We start from the raw sequence: 19000 nt of genomic DNA on the forward strand, positions 1-19000 counted from the left end.
TATTAAATATTTAATAAAAAACACGGTATCGTGTTCTTTGTTAAGACTAAACTAATTTATCAAAAACGTCATCACCTGTTTCTTTAATTATTTCTGCTCCAAAATTTCTGGCAACAATGTTTCCTAATGTTCCTAAACCATTGAAATTTTCAAGTACTTTTGGTTCTTTAAATGATTTAGAATAAATTGTAGCCGGTAAAAATTCTCTAGTGTGATTAAATCCTGGATAAAGTGGATCATTTCCATGATCACTAGTCATAATTAATAAATCATCTTCTTTTAACACATTCATTAATTTACCAAGTTTAATATCTAAGTTAGCAATGTTTTGAGCATATCCGTGAACATCTCTTCTATGTCCATAATGCGAATCAAATTGAACAAGGTTTGTAAAAATAAATTGATTTTCTGTATCTTTACTTGCTAATTCAATAGTAATATCCATACCTTTATCATCTGAACCACTTGGATAATGTGTAGTAATTCCTTGACCTACAAAAATATCATTAATTTTTCCAACCGAAATTGTTTCAATTCCCTTTGCTTGTAGTCTATTTAGGATTAATTCCTGTGGTTTATTTGCATAGTCATGTCTATTAAATGTTCTTGTATATTTACCATTTTCACCAACGTATGGTCTTGCAATAATACGCCCAACATTTCATTCTGGTTTTGATGAACAAATTCTTCTTGCTTCTTTTGCATAACGGTACAAGTTATCTAATCCTGTTCATTCCTCATGAGCACAAATTTGTAAAACTGAGTCCATTGATGTATATACAATTATTGCACCTGTTTCTTTTTCTTGTTGAGCAAACTCATCAATGATTTCAGTACCTGAAGCAGATTTATTTCCTATAATTTTTCTTCCATCAAAAGCTTTTGATAATTCATCAATTAAGTCTTGAGGAAATCCGTTTTCATAAAATGTAGGAAATGGAATTAAAGTTTTAATACCCATCATTTCTCAGTGACCTGCTAGAGTATCTTTGGCATTTGAAACCTCTTGAACCTTTGCCATGTATGCTAATGTTTTTTTAACATGGTAATTACCGTTAAGTTCAGTAATGTTTCCAATTCCTAATTTTTTTCAATTATCTATTTTAAATTCTTCAGCCATTGAAGCAGATTTAATTGTGTTAGCTCCAGCATCGTTGAAACGTTTTTGATCTTTATCAGCACCAATTCCTAAACCATCTGTAACAATCATAATTATTCTTTTAAATTTAGCCATTTTTCTCCTTTTATATTAAATTATTTACTTGTTTAATTTTACTATGTTTTAGTAATTTTAATTTGATTTATTTATTATTTAAATTTTTAAAAACATAAAATTTTTTAATATAATCAAGAAATATACATAGAAAGAAGGAAATAATGAAAAAAAGTATATTAAGTATTACTGGTTTTTCTGCAGTTGCTTTAAGTATAACTTCGCTTGTTTCGTGCAACAACACAAGTGATATTAAACATGTCGATAACCTTTCCAGTGCTTTATTAAGTCTAAAAAATACTATAAACATTAAAGATACATTACCTAGTCAAATAAATGAAAGTGACTTTACATCAAATTCAAAGATTAAAGACGTTACAATAGTTTTTAATAAATTTGAAAAAGATGATGAAAATGGTGAAATTAAAATTAACTTTCATTTACAAGTTAAAGACGGAGATAATAACATCRTTTCTCCAGATAAAAAAGTTACTTTTGAAGGATTTTTAACAAAAAAAGGTCAAGTAAATAAGATTGCTAAAAATTTAAAAATATCATTAGCAAAAGAACTTAAAACAGAAGAAACTTTAGCTTCTGATATAAAAAATGAAGATAAAAATTTTGTTGAAGAAAATAAAAATGAAGAAGAATACATTTATCAAAGAAAAATTGTTTCAGCTGATGATGAAAGAGGTTTATTAAAAGTTGGAATAACCGTAACAAGTAAAAACAATAATTATAAATCGGAAGAAGTCGTTTTCAACTTCGGTGGATTTTTAACACTTGGAACAAAAACAAAGAAATTTCTTGATGAAGAAGTAAAGAAATATACAATAGAATGAAATAAAGAATTTAAAGTTAACGAATTAAAACCTAGCGACGTAATTAAAGAATTTGATAAATATTTTAAGAATAACTTTAAAACAGCACATGCAGAATACAAATTATTTAATACAAATAATGCGGATGATGAAACAGGAAAAATAACAATTGAATATTATATAAAGAGTAATGATAGAGATGTTAAATCAGAAACAATTCAAAAAGTTTTTGAAGGATTTAGAACTCAAAAACTTGAAAGAGAAGAAAAAGAATTAAATAGAATTAATGATTTAATTAGTCAAGTTAATATTGTTAAATTAAAAGATGCTATAGATAAAACAAACATATTAGCTAAAAGTGTCACAACACAGGATTTCGAACTAGATGTAAAAAATAATGCAACCTTAGTTGATGTAAAACTTGTAGTAACTGAAGTTGTTTACGATCAAAAACATAATGATAAATTATCAATAAATTACAAATTAGTTTCTTCTAAAGAAGGATTAACAAGTATTGAAACTAAAGTAAAATCAACAGAGTTTAGTGGATTTATAAAACCTGAAGATTTAGAACTTAAGAACCAAGAAAATAAAGTAAATGAATATTTGGCTAACTTAAAAATAAATGATCAATTCTATGATTTAGATGCTTTAAAGAAATTTAACACCGACGAAAAAGATGCTACAAAAAAAGATGAAAAATATAAAACATTTTTAACCGATTTAAATCTGACAGGTGCAATAATTAAATTTACCAATTTATCTATAAACAAGATAGATGCAGAAAATAAAGTTAATTTAGAATTAACTTATACACTATCAATAACACACGACTCAAAAGAATATACAAAAACAGTAAATAAAGAACTTGATATAACTGAAAAATTTGCTAATTCATCACTTGATAGATATTTAGGGATTGCTAATGTAGTTATAAGTAAATTTAAAGAAAATGAACTAAAAAAATCTAGAACTTCTGATGTTGTAAAAAATAATATATGAAGTTGAGTAGAAGAAAAAGTTAATAGTCAGACAAATAATGATTTATATAATTTATTAAAGAAAATGTTAGGTTTTACTATAGAGTTTTCTAAGGAATCAGAAGATATTGACAAAGGTACTATGAATGTAAAATTAGAAAGAACATTTTTAGGAATTAAAAAAGATAAGATTTTTATGGTTGGTGGTTTTTTAACAAAAGAACAATATACAGATTTACTTGCTAAAAAAGAAATTGAAAAAAATAGACTTGATGAAATAGCAAAAGCTCTTACATTTGATATTGAACTTCATGGAGCAAGTAAAGACTATATAAAAAGCAGCGATATTGATAAAAAACAAATTATTAATAAAAACGGTTCAACAATCACAAATGCTGAATTAAAAATAACAAGTTTAGTTCACTCTTCAGACTTTAAGAAATTAACAATTAATTTCAAGTTAAAAAGTAAAGCAGCTGATTTACCAGAAGTTTTTTCAAGTGATAAATCATTCGAAATTGATGGTTTCTTTACAAAACCAAATGAACTAAGTACAGAATTAACAAATACTTTGGTTGCTTCAGAAAAATCATTATATGATGCTAAAATGGCTACATATAATGAAATTGAAACATTGTTTGACAATGTAAAAGATTTAACTAAAAAAGAAAAAGCAAAAACTAAATATAAAGAATTTATAGATACCAGTTATGAACAATTTAAATCTATGCAACTTGAAATGGCTAGAAATTTAAAACAAGTTTACAATATGGATGATGAATTTATTAAAAACGAATTTGGATATTTATCAACAATATATACAAATTCACTTAAAGGACTTGCAAATTTCTTTATAGATGGAGTAAACAACTTAGATAAAGCTACAGGATTTCTTCCATCAGTTAATTTAGGAAAGGCTATAATAATTCCTAATAATATCAAGCCGGTAACAACAGCTATGTTTGAAAAATTATCTGATATTGCTACAGAATACAAAATGGAATATGAAAAAGAAATAACAAAATTAAAAACCGATCAAAAATTATCTTCTGTTGCTAATATTGAGCAAATAATCACCGATATAATTAATGAAACAAAAGATATGCCTACTAATGTAGCAACATATATAAAAGGTTTAGACTGAGATTATATAATTAATGGTGGTCCTTCAACTAAACCTACAGAACCTGAAAATTGACCAAAAATTTGAGGAGGCTATGCCGGTAGAAAATGATTAGCTGGTGGTGGCTGAGAATTTCTATTCAACACAAAAAGATATAGAACAAAATTAGTAGAAGTGGTTAACTCAAAAACAACTAATCTTACTGAAGAACAAAAGAAAATTATTTTAAATTCTGTTGTTGATCATATGAATCCTTATTTCAAAGTCTTTGAACTATATAACATTAAAATAAAAGATATGTTTGGCAATAAACTATTAGATAAAATTTTAGAAGTTAAAAATAATTAAACATCAAAAAAACACATATATGACTATACTATAGAAATATATGTGTTTTTTTTGATAGATTATTAAAATTTGAAAAGTGTCTTTTTTTGTTCTGTTCTTTGCGAAATAAATGTTTTAAAATAAGCTTCATTAACTATTATTCCTAGATACATAAAGTATGTAAACATACTTATAAAAATTGATAAGTACATAAATATTCCTAGTGGTCCATATTTATTAAAATCAGATATTTTAGCTATCGAAGCAAATATCGAAACTAATAATCATGTAGGAATACTTGCAATTAATGCACCTGAATTAATACTTCTAAACGTTAATTTAAAAGAAGGTGAATATTTAAATAGCAAGATAAAACCTAGATATAAGAATAAAAATGAATTTATGATGAATAGTACTATTGTTGAATTATGATCAACTTTTTTATTCAATATTTCATAACCAGAAATCATTATATCTAAACCCATTGTAAATATAACAGTAAATGAAAGAAGTATTGCTATTATAAGGACTACAATCAATCCTTTCAATCTATTTCCTAAATTAGTTCCTAGATACTTATGATTATAAATATAATTTTGTGAAGCTATTATTTTCCCATATCCAGCACTAGAAACTCACAAACAAGTTACAGCAAGAAATATAAGTGAAATAATGGCTTGTGTTCCATTTAATTCAGTTGTTAAAAAAGAAATAACAGTTTCAATACCAGGAATCATTTTAGGTAATATGATGTCTAGAAAATATCTATTAAATATGTTTTGAACACTGGCGAAATTAAATAAACTAAGTATTAAATAATTCATAATAATAACAGGAACAAAAGAGACTAATAAATAAAATGAACTCGCTGCTGGTATAAAAATGAATTCACGAGATGAAAATTTAATGTAAGCACGGTTAATCATTGCATTCATTTTTTCCTTACTTTTCCTGAATGTTCAAAAGTAAGTAGCATAAAGAATTAATTTAATTATGAACTTAATAATAATTTCATATAGGTTTATTTTAATTAAATTAGGTCAAACAATATTAGGAAAGAATCTTTGTTTTTTGAGGTCTTTCTTATATTGTTTATCTTCTTTTTTGAATGATTTATAATATTTCTTATAAATATTTCTATCTGAACTTCTCATCTAGAAGCTCCTTTGCAACTTTATCGGAAATAATTGGTGAAACTTGTCCATTAGAAACTTTCATAACATTTCCTAATATGAATTTCATTGCTCTTTCTGGTCTAGTTAAATATTCAGAAATAGCATTTGGATTTTGTTCTATTATTTTGTTTATCATATCTTTAATTATAGATTCATCAGTGATTTGTTTTAAATTATTTTCAAGAAGTAAATTTTCTAAATCAGAATCATAATTAGGTAATAAAGTTATTAATTTCTTAAGTGATTTACCAGATATAATTTCTTTATCCAGTAAGTCCATCGCTTGAGCTAGATGTTCAACTTTTATATTAAGTTTTTCAACAGGTATGTTTAGTTGATTAGAAAGGGAAACCACTTCTGCAAAGAAAACTTTTGAAAGTTTTTCTTTATCATAATAAGGAATTGAATCAAAATATTTAGATAATTCAAGATTATTGATTAATAGATTTAAATAAATGTCATTAAGATTCAACTTCTTATATCTTTCCATTTTTTGATGTGGTAATTCAGGAAGTTTTATATTCTTAATAAATTCTTGAGATAATTTTATTATAGGAATGTTTGGATCAGGAAAGTATTTATATTCAACTCCTGTTGTCTTATCTCTCATTGGTATAGTTGAATTCGAAACAACATCAAATCTCTTTGTTTGTTGTAAAATTTTTATACCTTTATTTATTTTTGCATATTGATCTGCTATTTCAAATTCAATTGCTTTTTTAATATTATTGAGTGAGTTCATGTTTTTAATTTCAACTTTAGTTCCAAAACCATTATAACCTTTTGGTCTAAGTGAAATGTTGATGTCAGCTCTTAAAGAACCCTCTTCAAGTTTTGCATCAGAAATTCCTAAATATAGAACAATTTTTCTAATCATTTCAACATACTTAACAGCTTCTTGTGCACTTCTTAAAACGGGATGTGTAACTATTTCAATAAGTGGAACACCACAACGATTGTAATCAATTTTTGTTTCGTTTTGATCATGATTTTGTCTAGCAGTATCTTCTTCTAGGTGAATTCTTTCGATTTTTACTTGTTTAGTTGAATTATCATCTAATTCAATTTCAAGAACTCCTTCTGAACCTATTGGTTTAAAAAATTGTGTAATTTGGTACCCTTTTGGAAGGTCTGTATAGAAATAATTCTTTCTATCAAAGTGCATTTCGTCATCAATTTTCATGTTAAGAGCTTTAGCCAACATAATAGCATCAATAACCGCTTGTTTATTCAACAAAGGAAGAGTTCCCGGATAAGCTATATCAATTTGATTAAATGTTGTGTTTGGAGGTGCATTGAAATCATTTTTTGCTGGTGAAAACATTTTAGTTTTTGTGTTTAATTCAACATGAATTTCAACACCAATAATTACTTCGAAATTATTCATGTTTTCCTCCTAACAATTCTTCTATATGTAATGAATATGAAAGTAATTTTTCATCATTATATATTTTAGAATCAATTGTTAAATTGTAAGGCATATTCTTGTAACTGCCAAGTGGGATACTCAAAGAAGGATTACCAACTAGATTTGCACCAGTTAAAATATAATCCATATAACTATTGTTATATTTTTCATCTATCAATGGCGCTATATCAGCCGAAGCTGGATAAATAATTAAATCAAATTTATCATGCAAATTAGTATAGTAGTTCTTAATTACTCTTCTAACTTTTTGAGCTTTTAAAAACACATCTTTTTGATTTTCACTATATAAATAATAACTTCCTAACGACAATCTTCTTTGTACCATTTTTCCTAGATTTTTAGATCTAGTATTAGTCATAATTTCTTCTCAATCTTGACCTTCTTCTCTTTTTCCAAATCCAATTCCTGTTAAATTAGCAAGATTTGATGACGCTTCAGAGTAAGAAACTATGTCATATACCGGCTTAATTGATTTAAGTAGATCTTCATCAATTTTAACCATTTCAACAGTTATATTATCATCTTTAATTTTTTCAAATGCTTTTAAATAAGATTTTTTGACATATTCTTTCAGGTGATTTGTAACATCTAAAAAAGCTACTTTTTTTGGTTTAGTTTTTTTAATATTATCAATCTTAACATTAACTGATGTCATATCTAATGAGTCTTGACCATAGGCACATTGGGAAATTATTGATATATCATTTACATTGTGAGCAAAATAAGAAACTGTATCTAGTGAAGACGAGTAGGCAAACATTCCATATCTTGAAATGGCACCATAAGATGGTTTGAATCCTACGCAACCATTGTATGAAGCAGGAAGTCTAACACTGTCTCCAGTATCACTAGCCAAAGCAAATGAAATGTTATTGGTAAATGTTGAAACAGAACCCGATGAAGAACCACCAGAAAGTCTTTTATCATCTAATTTATTTTTGACCAAACCAAATGCACTAAATGTTCCTGTTCCGCCTAAAGCTAATTCGTCACTGTGAACTTTCGCAATCGGAAAAGCACCAGTGTTTATCAATTTTTCAACAACAGTAGCATTATAAGAAGGTTTGAAATTTTCTAGTAATTTTGAAGAGGCTTGCGTTGGTGCAAATGATGTTGCAAACACATCTTTAATGGTAAAAATACAATTATTTAAAGCACCTTTTAAACTTGAAAAAGTTTGATTGTTTATTCAACAAACAGAATTATTTTTGTCATCTTTTAATTCTTTTAATGCTGCCGAATAATTACCTTGGTTAATAATTTTTAACGACATTATTTAACCACCTTTTTAGTAATAACAAAATCACTATCCTTTTGAGAAGCATTACTAAGCATTTCACTTTTTGAAATACCAAAATTAACTACTACATCGTCTCTAAAAAAATCTACAATTGGAGTTTCGTTGATATGACTCATCGGCTCAACACCTTCGGTGTTAATCTTATTTAAAATTGCTAAATTATATTGAAGTTCATTTCAATCTAAAATTATTCCATCAATAACATCTTTAGAAGGTTTTAGCATTAAACTTTTAACTATTTCTTTTAACTTTTCTTTGTTTATTTCTTGTTTCATTTTGGCTCCTATCATTTTGGTTGACTTAAAAATTCAAGTTCATTAAGATATTTAAATTCACCTTCAAGTTGTTGAAATTTTATCTGTAAACAATGTAGCATAAGTCTTCCTGCTTTTTTACCGCCATATTTAAAATCACCATAAATTGGTTTTCCTAATTTCATTAACGAAACTCTTATTTGATGTTTTCTACCACTGCTTAATGTTGCATATTTTTTATTACTTTCTAAATAAAAATGTGTTTTTGAAAGTTTTGAATATGGAACTTTTGTAAAAGAAGCAGCCATTCTTTTTTTGTCCTCATCTTTGTATAAATATAGTTCAACATCTTTACTTTCTTCATTAAAATCACTTTTAAAAGTATAAGTTTTAATTATGTTTTCCATATTATCATTCAAGTATTTTAAGGCTTGATAGTTTTTTGCATAAAGCATAATTCCAGATGTTTCTTTATCTAATCTACCAACATGACTTGGTTTAAAACTATCCACTTGCTTAAATTTTAAGTAAGCCAAAACTTGATTGTCAAGGCAATTTGGTGAAGAGTGAACTTCTATTCCGTTAGGCTTATCAATTATTAAAATATTGTTATCTTCGTAAATTTTCTTAAATGAAAAAGATGAAATCAAAGGAGCTTCTTCCTTTTTTATATCTATTAATCCATATATTTCTATTTGGTCATTAAAAGCTATGGTGTAGTCTTTTTGGTTAGTTCTTATACCATTTACCTTTATATCTTTTTTTCTAAATAATTTTTCTATTCTGCTAAGTGGAACATTATCTAAGTATTTTGTAATTAATTTATAAAGTGTTCTTCCTGCATCGTTACTTGTTGCTATTATTGTTTTCATCTTTCCCTTTCATTAAAAATAAATCCACTTGGATTTATTCATCTCTTTGACTTCCAAATAAGTCAAATTCATCTTGTCCATGATCTGTACTATCAACAAAACTAAACTCACTTAATTTTGGCAATTCTGCTAAAGTTTTAATTCTGAAGTAATCATAGAATTTATTTGTTATTCCATATAAAATAGGGTTACCAGGAGTTGGCGAAACACCAACTTGTTCAATAACTCCTTTTTCAATAAGACTAGCCATTACTTGATCTGATGCTACACCACGTATATATGAAACTTGAGATCTTGTTACAGGTTGTTTGTATGCTACTATTCCAGCTACTTCAATTGCTGCATTAGATAAACGCGTTTTTCTTACAACATTTACTAGTTTTGAAACATAATCTTTATATGTTTCTCTTGTTGCTAATTTATATACCTCATTAAATACAACAACTTTTAGAGCTCCATCAGACTCGTTATAGGCTTTGTAAAAATCATTCATTATTTTTTTAGCTTCACCTATTGTATTGAGTCCAAACAATTCTTTTACTTGTTCTAGTGTTAATCCTTCATCACCTTGAACATATAAGAGAGCTTCAATTATTTTATTTTTCATATTCTGGTCCTTTATTTATTAATATTTCGCCAAATTGGCTAGTTTGAGTTATTAATATTTCTTGTTTTCTTGCTAAATCAAGCAATGCTACTAAAGTAATTACAAAGTGATTCAGTGAAGGCAATGTAAAAATCATTTCAAAAGTCACATTTTCATATTTTAAGAAAAGATCTTTTATGTAAGCTTCTTGATCCTTTGGTGTAAGAGTAAAGGTTTCAAGTTTTGTTCTTCTTAACCTAAGAGCATACATTCTTTCAAACATTTTTCTTAATACATTTATAAGTTGATATGGGTTTGAATTTCCATCGAGTTTAGAACTATCTTTATCAACTATGTATTCTTCTAAAGTGCTTGGTTTTTTAATAAAAATATCTTTTCTCAGAAGTTCATTTTCTCTCAATGAACCACTGACTTCTTTGAATTGTTGATATTCAGCTAATCTTTGTAAGATTGCTCTACTATCTTCTTCAAGTTCCTCATCAACTTCTTCAGGTTCCTTTAGAAGCATTCTTGCTTTAATTTGAATTAATGTAGCAGCCATGACTAAATAATCACCAGCTATATCAATTTGACTTTCCTTTAAGTTATTAATTATTTCTAAATATTGAGTTGCTAATTCAGCTAAATTAATAGTCATAATATCAACTTTTTTATCTTGGACAAGACTCAATAATAAGTCTAATGGTCCATCAAAATCATCAAGCTTAATATTATAAGAGTCATTGAAAAATTGTTGTTCCATTTTATAATTCGCTTTCCACTATGGTTTTTACTCTTGTTGCTATTGACTTAGTATCCTGAGTAATAAAAGTTAATGGTTTAATTGGTTTATGAAAGATTACTGTTACTAGTAATTTTCCTTTTCTACCTTTGTCTAAGGCTGTTCTACTATTTTTTATAGTAACTGGAATAATAGGCATAAATTCTTTTTGAGCAAGTTTAAAGGCACCACCTTTAAACTCACCAAGTTCATCAGTTTCATCAACTCTTGTTCCTTCAGGAAAAACTATTCCGAATGTTCTATTAGTTTTTACAAATTGACCAAACTCATAAAGTGTTTCCATACTTTCTCTAAAATTTTCTCTATCAATTGCATATGTGTCAATTACCGAAAGAATATTTCTCATAATTCTTTTCTTTAATAATTCTTTTTTTGCAATAAAAGTTGGAATTTTAAATGGAATTGATGTATCTTCTCCGTGATATTCTAATGCTGCAATTATTGCTGCTGGGTCAATGTTAGATTTATGGTTTGGAGTTAGTAGAACTCCGCCTTTATCAGGTAAATTTTCATAACCTTCGACCAACAATTGAACATTATTAAGTTTTAGAAACTTCTTTGAGTAATTCATTATCATTTTAGATCTGGTTACAGGTTCAATCAGATCAGGTGTTTTTCTATATTTTCTCGCAGTTGAATTAATTTTTCTAAAGCGCATCATTCAAGGTAGTAAAAAAACTACTTTTTTAAATTTAACATTCATTTTTTCCTTTCTTTATTGCTATAGCAATTAATAAACTACCTTCGTGAGAAATGGATAATTCAAATCCATTACTACATCATTTATTATCTTTTTTATAAACTACTATTTTACTAAAATCAGCTTGCGAATTATCTGCTTTGAATATCGCTTCTTTAAGTGCTCATGCTCTTGCTAAAAAAAGAGGTTTTTTATCAGGATGTACTTCTTTAAATATTTTTTGCTCATAATCACTCAAAATTTTTTTTACAAATTCATCAGTTTTATTATTAAAACGTGATACTTTTACCAAATCTATTCCAACCATTATTCTATCTCCAATGTTACATTAAATTGACCTATTAAATCCTTATTATTAGGTGAATATGATAAGTCATAACCAAATTTATAAATTTGTTTTTCATTATCATAGTCTAAATATTTTAAAAATGTGTAAAGTGTAATGCTTGTTATTTTACCTTCTAGGTCTAGTTCGAAAGGATTTTCAGATCATTGATTAGATTTCATCATTAAAGTTGTTGGTCCAGCAAATATATTTATTCTTCCTTCTTTAATTTCAATTTGATTTGGTATACCTTTTGTTGGTTCCTTGAAGAAAAGTACATCAAAACCATTTTCATAACTTCTTTCAAGTTCACTAGTAAATTCTATTTTCTTTTCTTCTTCATTTTGCAATGAAACCGATAAAAATTTTATTTTCATTTTTTTATCCTTTCTAAAATCACATCTTTACCAAATAGGTAAATTGCTTTTGCTAATTCAGGTCCATGTTCAATATAAGTTGTTGCTAATCTAATGGGCATAAAAAGCTTTTTACCTTTAATTTGTAAATTACTTTGAGTAAGATTTATAGCGTTTTGTATATTTTCAATTGTAAAATTTTCTAAATCTAAATTTTTTACAAATTCCTTAACCACTACATAATCTTCTGAAGGAATTTGAACTTCTGTTTTATTTATATTTTCATATAAATCTAAGTGTTCTTTAATTTGATTTAGTGTATAAACACTTTGTTTAAATGTATCGATAAATAGTAAGAATCAGTCTTTGCTGAATTTTTTATTCTTTTCAAATTCTAATTCGTTATAAATAATTTCATTGTCTAAGGTTTTAATATATTGTTTTGAAAATCATTGCATTTTCGAAATATCAAATTTTGATGGGGACTTTGATAATCTTGTAGGATCAAATTTTAATATTAATTCTTCTTTATCCATTAATTCTTCAGCATCAGCAGAAGTTCAACCCAATAATGCTAAAAAATTGAAAACACCTTGTGAGCTATATCCCTCATTTTTGTAATCTTCAATAAATTGTTTAAGCGAAGTGTCTCTTTTTGAAAGTTTTTGACCTTCCATATTTGTAATAATTGTTAAGTGGCCAAACTGAGGTTTACTTCATTTCAACATATCATATAAAGCTAGTTGTTTTGGAGTATTACCAATATGTTCTTCACCTCTTAAAACATGAGTAATTTTCATATCGTAATCATCAACAACTACTGCAAAATTATATGTTGGATAACCATCTGATTTGTATATAACTCAGTCTCCTAAATCATTTGAATTAAATGAGATTTTACCACGAACAATATCATCTCATTCATAGACAACATTATCAGGCATCCTAAGACGGATTGAATACTCTTTATTCTTATCACGTTTACTTATTTCACTTGCTGAAAGCTTTAATCAATTTTTATTGTATCTAAAAGAAGGAATTCCTTTAGCATCAGATTCATCCTTTTGAGCTTGCAATTCATCTGTAGTGTCATAAGCTTTATAAGCAAATCCTTTATCAATCAAATCGTGTGCTATTTCTAAATATCTATCTAATTTTTCGCTTTGTCTATATGCACTAATTCCACGCGCTTTTTTAAACGGGCTTTCATCCGGAATTATTCCTAATCATGCTAAATTTTCAAGTTGACTTTTTTCTCCATCCGCTACATTTCTTTTAACGTCTGTATCTTCAAGTCTGAAAATAAAATCACCATTAAAGTGCTTTGCAAACAAATAGCAAAAAAGAGCGGTTCTAGCTCCGCCAATATGCAAATAACCTGTGGGTGAAGGAGCATATCTTGTTCTTACTTTATTCATATATACCTCTTAAACAATATTTATAATTATACATTCAAAAATCTTTAATATTATTAAATATTTTAGCAAAAAAACTTGATGAAAAGTAAAAAAGTAATATAATAACATTACATTTGCACCGTTAGCTCAGTTGGTAGAGCAGCTGGCTCTTAACCAGCGGGTCATAGGTTCGAGCCCTATACGGTGTACCATTTCATTTGTATAAATGACTATATAAAATTAAAGCAACTAATGTTGCTTTTTTATATAAAAAAACAGCAAAGCTGTTTTAAATTATTTGATAATGTGTTCAGTAATTGAATGGTTTTCAACAACTAAGAATCTATCACCTGGTTGAACACCGTACGGTTCTAAAGCTTCTGTTGCAATTGCATGATTTTCTTTAATTTTATTAAATAATTTTAATGAATCAACTGATACAAATACACTTGAAGTAATACCAAATGCACCAATTAATTTTTCGTCATTTAATACTCCAATAATTGCTGTATTTGGACGGAATTTAGCAACTTCTTTTAATAATTGCCCTGTTCTTGATAGAACAACAGCGAATTTGTAATCACCACGACGTGCTTTATTAGCAACATCATAAGCTATTAATGATCTATTGTCTTTGTCATTTGAATTTTTTCTAACTTCTTCAAGTTGAATATCATAGTAATTTTTTGAGTAAAATTCTTTTTCAGCTCTTTTGTTAATTGCTGACATAACTTTTACTGATTCAACTGGAAATTGTCCATTTGCACTTTCACCTGAAAGCATTGTAGAATCCGCTCCAAGTTCTGTTGCATAATAAACGTCAGTTACTTCAGCTCTTGTTGGGTGAGGAACATTTTCCATTGAGTCTAACATTTGTGTAGCAACTATAATTGGTTTACCTGCTTCACGACATTTTCTGATCATAACTTTTTCATAGTAAGGAACATCATAGTAAGGGATTTCTAACCCTAAATCTCCTCTAGCAACCATAATTCCATCTGATGCTTCAATAATTTCATCAATATTCATAATTCCTAAATGTGATTCAATCTTAGAAATTATTTGAACATGTTTCCCGCCATTTTTGTCCAATAATGAACGTAATTCTTTAACGTTTTTAGCTGAGTTAACAAATGAAGCTGCAACATAGTGAATTCCACTTTTGATTCCGAAAACAACATCGTTTATGTCTTTTTCTGCTAAGAATGGTAATGTAAAATCAACACCTGGTAAATTAATACGTTTGTTTGTTTTAATTTTGTGTGTATTTTCAGCAACTGCTTTTACAAACCCTTTTCCTATTTCAGTAACAACCGTTGATAGTTTACCATCATCAATAAGAACTTGATTTCCAACACTTAAATCTCTTGACATATCGTAAGCAACTGTAATTTCGTTTTCTGTTCCTTCAAGATTTTTAAACTTGTCTGGTGTAGTTCAAATAAGAATATTTGTTCCTGCTTTAATTGTTTGAGCACCGTCTTTCATTTTACCAATACGAATTTCTGGTCCTTTTGTGTCTAAAATTAATGAAACCGGAATTCTTAAATCGTTTGAAACTTTTTGCCCCAAAACAAATTTGTTTAATTGTTCTGCGTGATCACCGTGGCTAAAGTTTGCTCTAACTGCTGTTGCTCCATTTTCGATTAATGCACGTAAAGTATCATAGTTATCACTTGAAGGTCCAACTGTAACTATTAACTTACTTCTCTTTTCTGTAAGATTCATATTTTCTCCTAAATATATTTAATTGCTATTATTTTAACATATGATACGGAAAATTAAAATAAGTTAATTTATATTAATGGAATAATTTACACAACATTTTTTTACTATTAATGAATAATTTTGTTTCGTCTCTTAATTATCAAAATAGAAATTAATTGTAAAACTAAAAAAGAACAAAAAAAATAATAAGAAAAACATGCTTGTTTGTGCATGTTTTTATCTAATTATTTTTTAAGAAGGCTCTTAAGAATTTTAATTTCTCCACTTACGACATAAGATATCCCTTTGTTATAATCTGCCTTGGATATAATAGAATATGGAACTAAATAATTATCTTTATCAACATCATCTTGTCTAAAATCACTCAATGTAATTATATAATCATCAAGTTTATAAGATGTATTATCAAACTTCAATTCCAGGTTAGTAATAGTATTTGTAGTTCTATCAAATCTTAAATCTTTTCTAAATAAGTCTGATCACGATTTATTATCTTTCGGACTTAATTTCAAAGTTTTTGAAACTGTATTTGTTTCAATAAAATTAAGTGGAATTTCAATAACTCTTTTATTTGAATTTTCGATCGAAACCAAATCAATTGTTGTTAAGTCATCAAGTGTAGCTGAATATGTTTTAACTTGAATATTGTATAAAATTTTTAATGACTTAGGGTGCTTATTAGGGTGTTCCAATTGCATTTCAATTGAATTATTATCAATAGCACCAGAACCATCTACATCAAGTACAAATCATTTGTTTATTAGTTCTTTTCTTCCTTTATCATCAGTGTTTAAATATTGGCTATAAATAGTATCATATGAATTAGACTTCGTTAAATCACCTTTAAGAAACAAGTTTGAAAGTATTATTGAATGATTTTGGTCTTCAAGATTAGTGAACTTTTTAAATCCTTGCAATGAAAAAACCTTTTCCATAGTTTTAACTTTTTCATTTGTATTTTTAGCAGTTGCTTTTACTTTTAAGTATAAAATTCCAAAATTATCGTTTGCATAACTTTCATATTCAATTGCATATTTTTCAAATAGGACATTTATTGGCATATTGTGTTTTGCTTTTAAGAAAAAGTCACTATCATCTTCAAATTCAGACTTAACAGTTAGTTGATTTCTTCAATAATCACCTTTATTAGTTGCATGATTTCTAATAAAAGGGTTTTTTGTAACAAAATCTCTTGCATATCGTTTTGAGATATCTAATTTGTTTACATTTGATAAAAAATCAAAATCTTCAAGCGTGATAAACTTATTTGAACTAAACAATTGAGCCTTATCTTTTTGAAAATTTGAATTTTCTTTTTTTGTTTTGTTATCAAGTACAACAAGTGATGCAGTTAATGTGGAAGAAACAAGAACAATTGCTGTTCCTAAATATAAGGCTTTAATTTTAAAATTCATATAATTCTCCTTTGAAAATATCATCAATATTCTTATTGAGTTCATCAATTCCTTGTCTTGTTTGAGACGAGACAAATAGATAATTGAATTTATTAATTGAAAATTCGTTTTTAGACATTTTGATTAATTGTGATTTTTCTTTTTGATTTAATTTATCAATTTTGGTATATATTAGTACTATTGGTAAATTGATCGATACTAAATAATTTATTATTTCTCTATCGATATTTGTGATTCCGTGCCTAGAATCAATTAAAAGTAAAACAGCTTTTAATGATGAACTATTTTTAAGGTATTCATCAATCATTTTTAGCATCTTATCTTTTTGTGATTTTGATATTTTTGCATATCCATAACCCGGCAGGTCTACAATAATATTTTTACTAAGATCATTTTCGAAGTAATTTAATAATTGAGTTCTTCCTGGTGTTTTAGATACTCTAGCTAATGATTTATTATTAACTATTGCATTAAGAAGGCTGCTTTTTCCAACATTAGATCGACCTCAAAAGCATATTTCACTCGCTTGATGGTCATATCAATTTGATTTATCAGTTGACGATTTTATAAATTTGTACATTATTTACCCAACTTTTCCTTGTGTCTCTCAAGAGTTGAAGAATATTCTATATATTCATAATCTGGAATTAAAATAACAGTCTCAAGGTCATTATTAACATGTTTATTACCTGCTGCTAATTCCATTTCGTATTGAAAATCATTCTCATTTCTTGAACTTCTTATTAAAAAATTTACACCGTATTTTTTAGCTACATTAGCAATTAAATCATTTGTATTTAAAAGGACTTCAACATTCAATAATTTTTCTTTTTCTACAATGTCACAGACATTTTTGTATCTTCTATCAAGGTTTAATGCATTATTTTTATCTGGGTTAATCGAAACAACTAAGTAAACATAGTCAAATAGTTTAAGAGACTTTTTTAATAATTCTAAATGACCTTTATGAAAAGGATCGAACGAACCAGCATAGATAGCTTTTTTACTTTTTGCCTTCATATAATTTAATTGCATCATTTGCAATTAATAACTCTTCATTCGTTCTAATTACGTATACTGGAATAGAACTATTTTTTGATGAAATCACTTTGTATTCATCTATTTTTGATTGGTTTAATTCAGAATCTAATTCTAGTTTTACAATATTTATTTTATTAATTACATTTTGTCTGAAGTTAAAATCGTTTTCACCAACGCCAGCTGTAAAAACAACAGCATCAATTTTAGGTCCTATTTTATTTAAGTAAATTGATAAATAATCAGCTATTCTTTGGGCATATAGATCTAAAGCAAATTTTGCTCTTTCATTACCTTCTTTTGCATTTTTAGAAACGTCACGCATATCACTTGAAATACCAGAAACTCCTAGCAACCCGCTTTTCTTATTGAGAACATCAGTAACTTGTGAAATATCCATATGAGTTTGTTTAACAATAAATTCATGAATTGAAGGATCAATATCACCACTTCTTGAACCCATCATAATTCCTGCTAAAGGTGTAAGTCCCATTGATGTATCAAATGATTTAGAATCTTTAATTGCACAAAGACTTGCACCATTACCGATATGTAGATTTACATAAGTAACTCCGGTTTTATTAAGAATTTTTTCAATAGTATTTGTTATATATTTATGCGAAATACCATGAGCTCCATAACGTTTAACTCCATATTCTTCAGTTCATTGATATGGAATTGGATAAGTTGAATTAACCTTGTCTATAGTCATATGGAATGCTGTATCAAAATTAGCAGACATTTTTGCATGAGGCATTACTTCTTTAAAGGCTTTCATAGCCATAACTGCACCAGGATTATGTAATGGTGCATAAATTGAAACCTTATCAATTAGTGCAATTTCTTTATCAGTTAATTTTGATGGACCAGCAAAATATGGACCACCTTGAACCACTCTAAAACCAATATACTCGATTTCTTTTTTGTCTTTAACTAAGTTAATTTGGTCAAAAATTTCTAATATTTTTTCTACTGCAACTTTGTGGTTAGGCATTATTGCTTCAAATTCATATTTTTTACCAAACTTAATAGTTATGTTTCCTTTTTCTAAAGTAATTCTTTCTGCTATACCATTAGCAATTAAAGAAAAATCAGATTTATTAAATAAAGATAACTTAATTGATGAACTACCAGCATTAATAACTAAAATTTTTGACAT

General features: G+C 27.1%; 18 protein-coding genes and 1 tRNA gene. 2 read left to right on the top strand and 17 right to left on the bottom strand.

Annotated features, from left to right (window positions below; all coding sequences use genetic code 4):
• Positions 1 to 46: 46 nt before the first annotated feature.
• Positions 47 to 1234, bottom strand: a complete 1188-nt coding sequence (locus MCRO_RS02615; RefSeq protein WP_013054554.1) for a phosphopentomutase — start codon at positions 1232 to 1234, stop codon at positions 47 to 49.
• A 143-nt stretch (positions 1235 to 1377) separates the two neighbouring features.
• Here MCRO_RS02615 and MCRO_RS02620 point away from each other — a divergent pair, with 143 nt between their 5' ends.
• A complete protein-coding gene (locus MCRO_RS02620; RefSeq protein WP_013054800.1) occupies positions 1378 to 4485 on the top strand; it encodes a lipoprotein 17-related variable surface protein in 3108 nt (1035 codons plus the stop codon).
• Positions 4486 to 4547: 62 nt separating this feature from the next.
• On the opposite strand, the gene MCRO_RS02625 is transcribed toward MCRO_RS02620, so the two are convergent.
• From MCRO_RS02625 to gltX, 11 genes are read right to left on the bottom strand one after another with little or no spacing between them, the layout of a single operon-like run.
• The gene (locus MCRO_RS02625; protein WP_013054551.1) at positions 4548 to 5618 is read right to left on the bottom strand and encodes a YihY/virulence factor BrkB family protein; all 1071 of its coding nucleotides are present in this window, start codon (positions 5616 to 5618) and stop codon (positions 4548 to 4550) included.
• The gene (gene gatB, locus MCRO_RS02630; RefSeq protein ID WP_013054764.1) at positions 5602 to 7026 is read right to left on the bottom strand and encodes an Asp-tRNA(Asn)/Glu-tRNA(Gln) amidotransferase subunit GatB; all 1425 of its coding nucleotides are present in this window, start codon (positions 7024 to 7026) and stop codon (positions 5602 to 5604) included. Before gatB ends, MCRO_RS02625 begins: the two co-directional genes overlap by 17 nt.
• Positions 7019 to 8341, bottom strand: coding sequence for an amidase family protein (locus MCRO_RS02635; RefSeq protein ID WP_013054483.1), 1323 nt, complete (start codon positions 8339 to 8341; stop codon positions 7019 to 7021). Before MCRO_RS02635 ends, gatB begins: the two co-directional genes overlap by 8 nt.
• Complete coding sequence (locus MCRO_RS02640; protein WP_013054190.1) at positions 8341 to 8643, bottom strand: Asp-tRNA(Asn)/Glu-tRNA(Gln) amidotransferase subunit GatC; 303 nt, start codon at positions 8641 to 8643, stop codon at positions 8341 to 8343. The genes MCRO_RS02635 and MCRO_RS02640 overlap by 1 nt, the downstream gene beginning before the upstream one ends.
• Before the next feature lie 8 nt (positions 8644 to 8651).
• A complete protein-coding gene (locus MCRO_RS02645; protein ID WP_013054281.1) occupies positions 8652 to 9494 on the bottom strand; it encodes an RluA family pseudouridine synthase in 843 nt (280 codons plus the stop codon).
• Positions 9495 to 9528: 34 nt separating this feature from the next.
• Positions 9529 to 10101 (bottom strand): SMC-Scp complex subunit ScpB, encoded by a 573-nt coding sequence (gene scpB / locus MCRO_RS02650; RefSeq protein WP_013054384.1) that lies wholly within the window; start codon positions 10099 to 10101, stop codon positions 9529 to 9531.
• A complete protein-coding gene (locus MCRO_RS02655) occupies positions 10091 to 10843 on the bottom strand; it encodes a segregation/condensation protein A (protein WP_013054408.1) in 753 nt (250 codons plus the stop codon). The genes scpB and MCRO_RS02655 overlap by 11 nt, the downstream gene beginning before the upstream one ends.
• A gap of 1 nt (position 10844) precedes the next feature.
• The gene (locus MCRO_RS02660; RefSeq protein WP_013054597.1) at positions 10845 to 11585 is read right to left on the bottom strand and encodes a lysophospholipid acyltransferase family protein; all 741 of its coding nucleotides are present in this window, start codon (positions 11583 to 11585) and stop codon (positions 10845 to 10847) included.
• Positions 11575 to 11889 (bottom strand): 4'-phosphopantetheinyl transferase superfamily protein, encoded by a 315-nt coding sequence (locus tag MCRO_RS02665; protein ID WP_013054326.1) that lies wholly within the window; start codon positions 11887 to 11889, stop codon positions 11575 to 11577. Before MCRO_RS02665 ends, MCRO_RS02660 begins: the two co-directional genes overlap by 11 nt.
• Positions 11889 to 12284 (bottom strand): hypothetical protein, encoded by a 396-nt coding sequence (locus tag MCRO_RS02670; protein ID WP_013054754.1) that lies wholly within the window; start codon positions 12282 to 12284, stop codon positions 11889 to 11891. Before MCRO_RS02670 ends, MCRO_RS02665 begins: the two co-directional genes overlap by 1 nt.
• Positions 12275 to 13681 (bottom strand): glutamate--tRNA ligase, encoded by a 1407-nt coding sequence (gltX, locus tag MCRO_RS02675; RefSeq protein ID WP_013054231.1) that lies wholly within the window; start codon positions 13679 to 13681, stop codon positions 12275 to 12277. The genes MCRO_RS02670 and gltX overlap by 10 nt, the downstream gene beginning before the upstream one ends.
• A gap of 115 nt (positions 13682 to 13796) precedes the next feature.
• Between gltX and MCRO_RS02680 the strand changes: the two genes are divergently transcribed.
• Positions 13797 to 13872: transfer RNA gene (locus MCRO_RS02680), tRNA-Lys, on the top strand.
• 82 nt (positions 13873 to 13954) lie between these two features.
• On the opposite strand, the gene pyk is transcribed toward MCRO_RS02680, so the two are convergent.
• The 5 genes from pyk to MCRO_RS02705 form a co-directional block, all read right to left on the bottom strand.
• Positions 13955 to 15388 carry a pyruvate kinase gene (gene pyk / locus MCRO_RS02685; RefSeq protein ID WP_013054193.1) on the bottom strand — a complete coding sequence of 478 codons (1434 nt, stop codon included), beginning with the start codon at positions 15386 to 15388 and terminating at the stop codon, positions 13955 to 13957.
• A gap of 224 nt (positions 15389 to 15612) precedes the next feature.
• Complete coding sequence (locus MCRO_RS02690; protein ID WP_013054139.1) at positions 15613 to 16803, bottom strand: MAG1430 family protein; 1191 nt, start codon at positions 16801 to 16803, stop codon at positions 15613 to 15615.
• A complete protein-coding gene (gene yihA, locus MCRO_RS02695; RefSeq protein ID WP_013054587.1) occupies positions 16793 to 17383 on the bottom strand; it encodes a ribosome biogenesis GTP-binding protein YihA/YsxC in 591 nt (196 codons plus the stop codon). Before yihA ends, MCRO_RS02690 begins: the two co-directional genes overlap by 11 nt.
• A complete protein-coding gene (gene coaD, locus MCRO_RS02700) occupies positions 17383 to 17841 on the bottom strand; it encodes a pantetheine-phosphate adenylyltransferase (protein ID WP_337998349.1) in 459 nt (152 codons plus the stop codon). Before coaD ends, yihA begins: the two co-directional genes overlap by 1 nt.
• Positions 17807 to 19000 (bottom strand): acetate/propionate family kinase, encoded by a 1194-nt coding sequence (locus MCRO_RS02705; RefSeq protein WP_013054515.1) that lies wholly within the window; start codon positions 18998 to 19000, stop codon positions 17807 to 17809. Before MCRO_RS02705 ends, coaD begins: the two co-directional genes overlap by 35 nt.

Origin of the sequence: Mycoplasma crocodyli MP145, from assembly GCF_000025845.1 — a bacterium.
Classification (GTDB): Bacteria; Bacillota_I; Bacilli_A; order Mycoplasmatales; family Metamycoplasmataceae; genus Mycoplasmopsis; species Mycoplasmopsis crocodyli.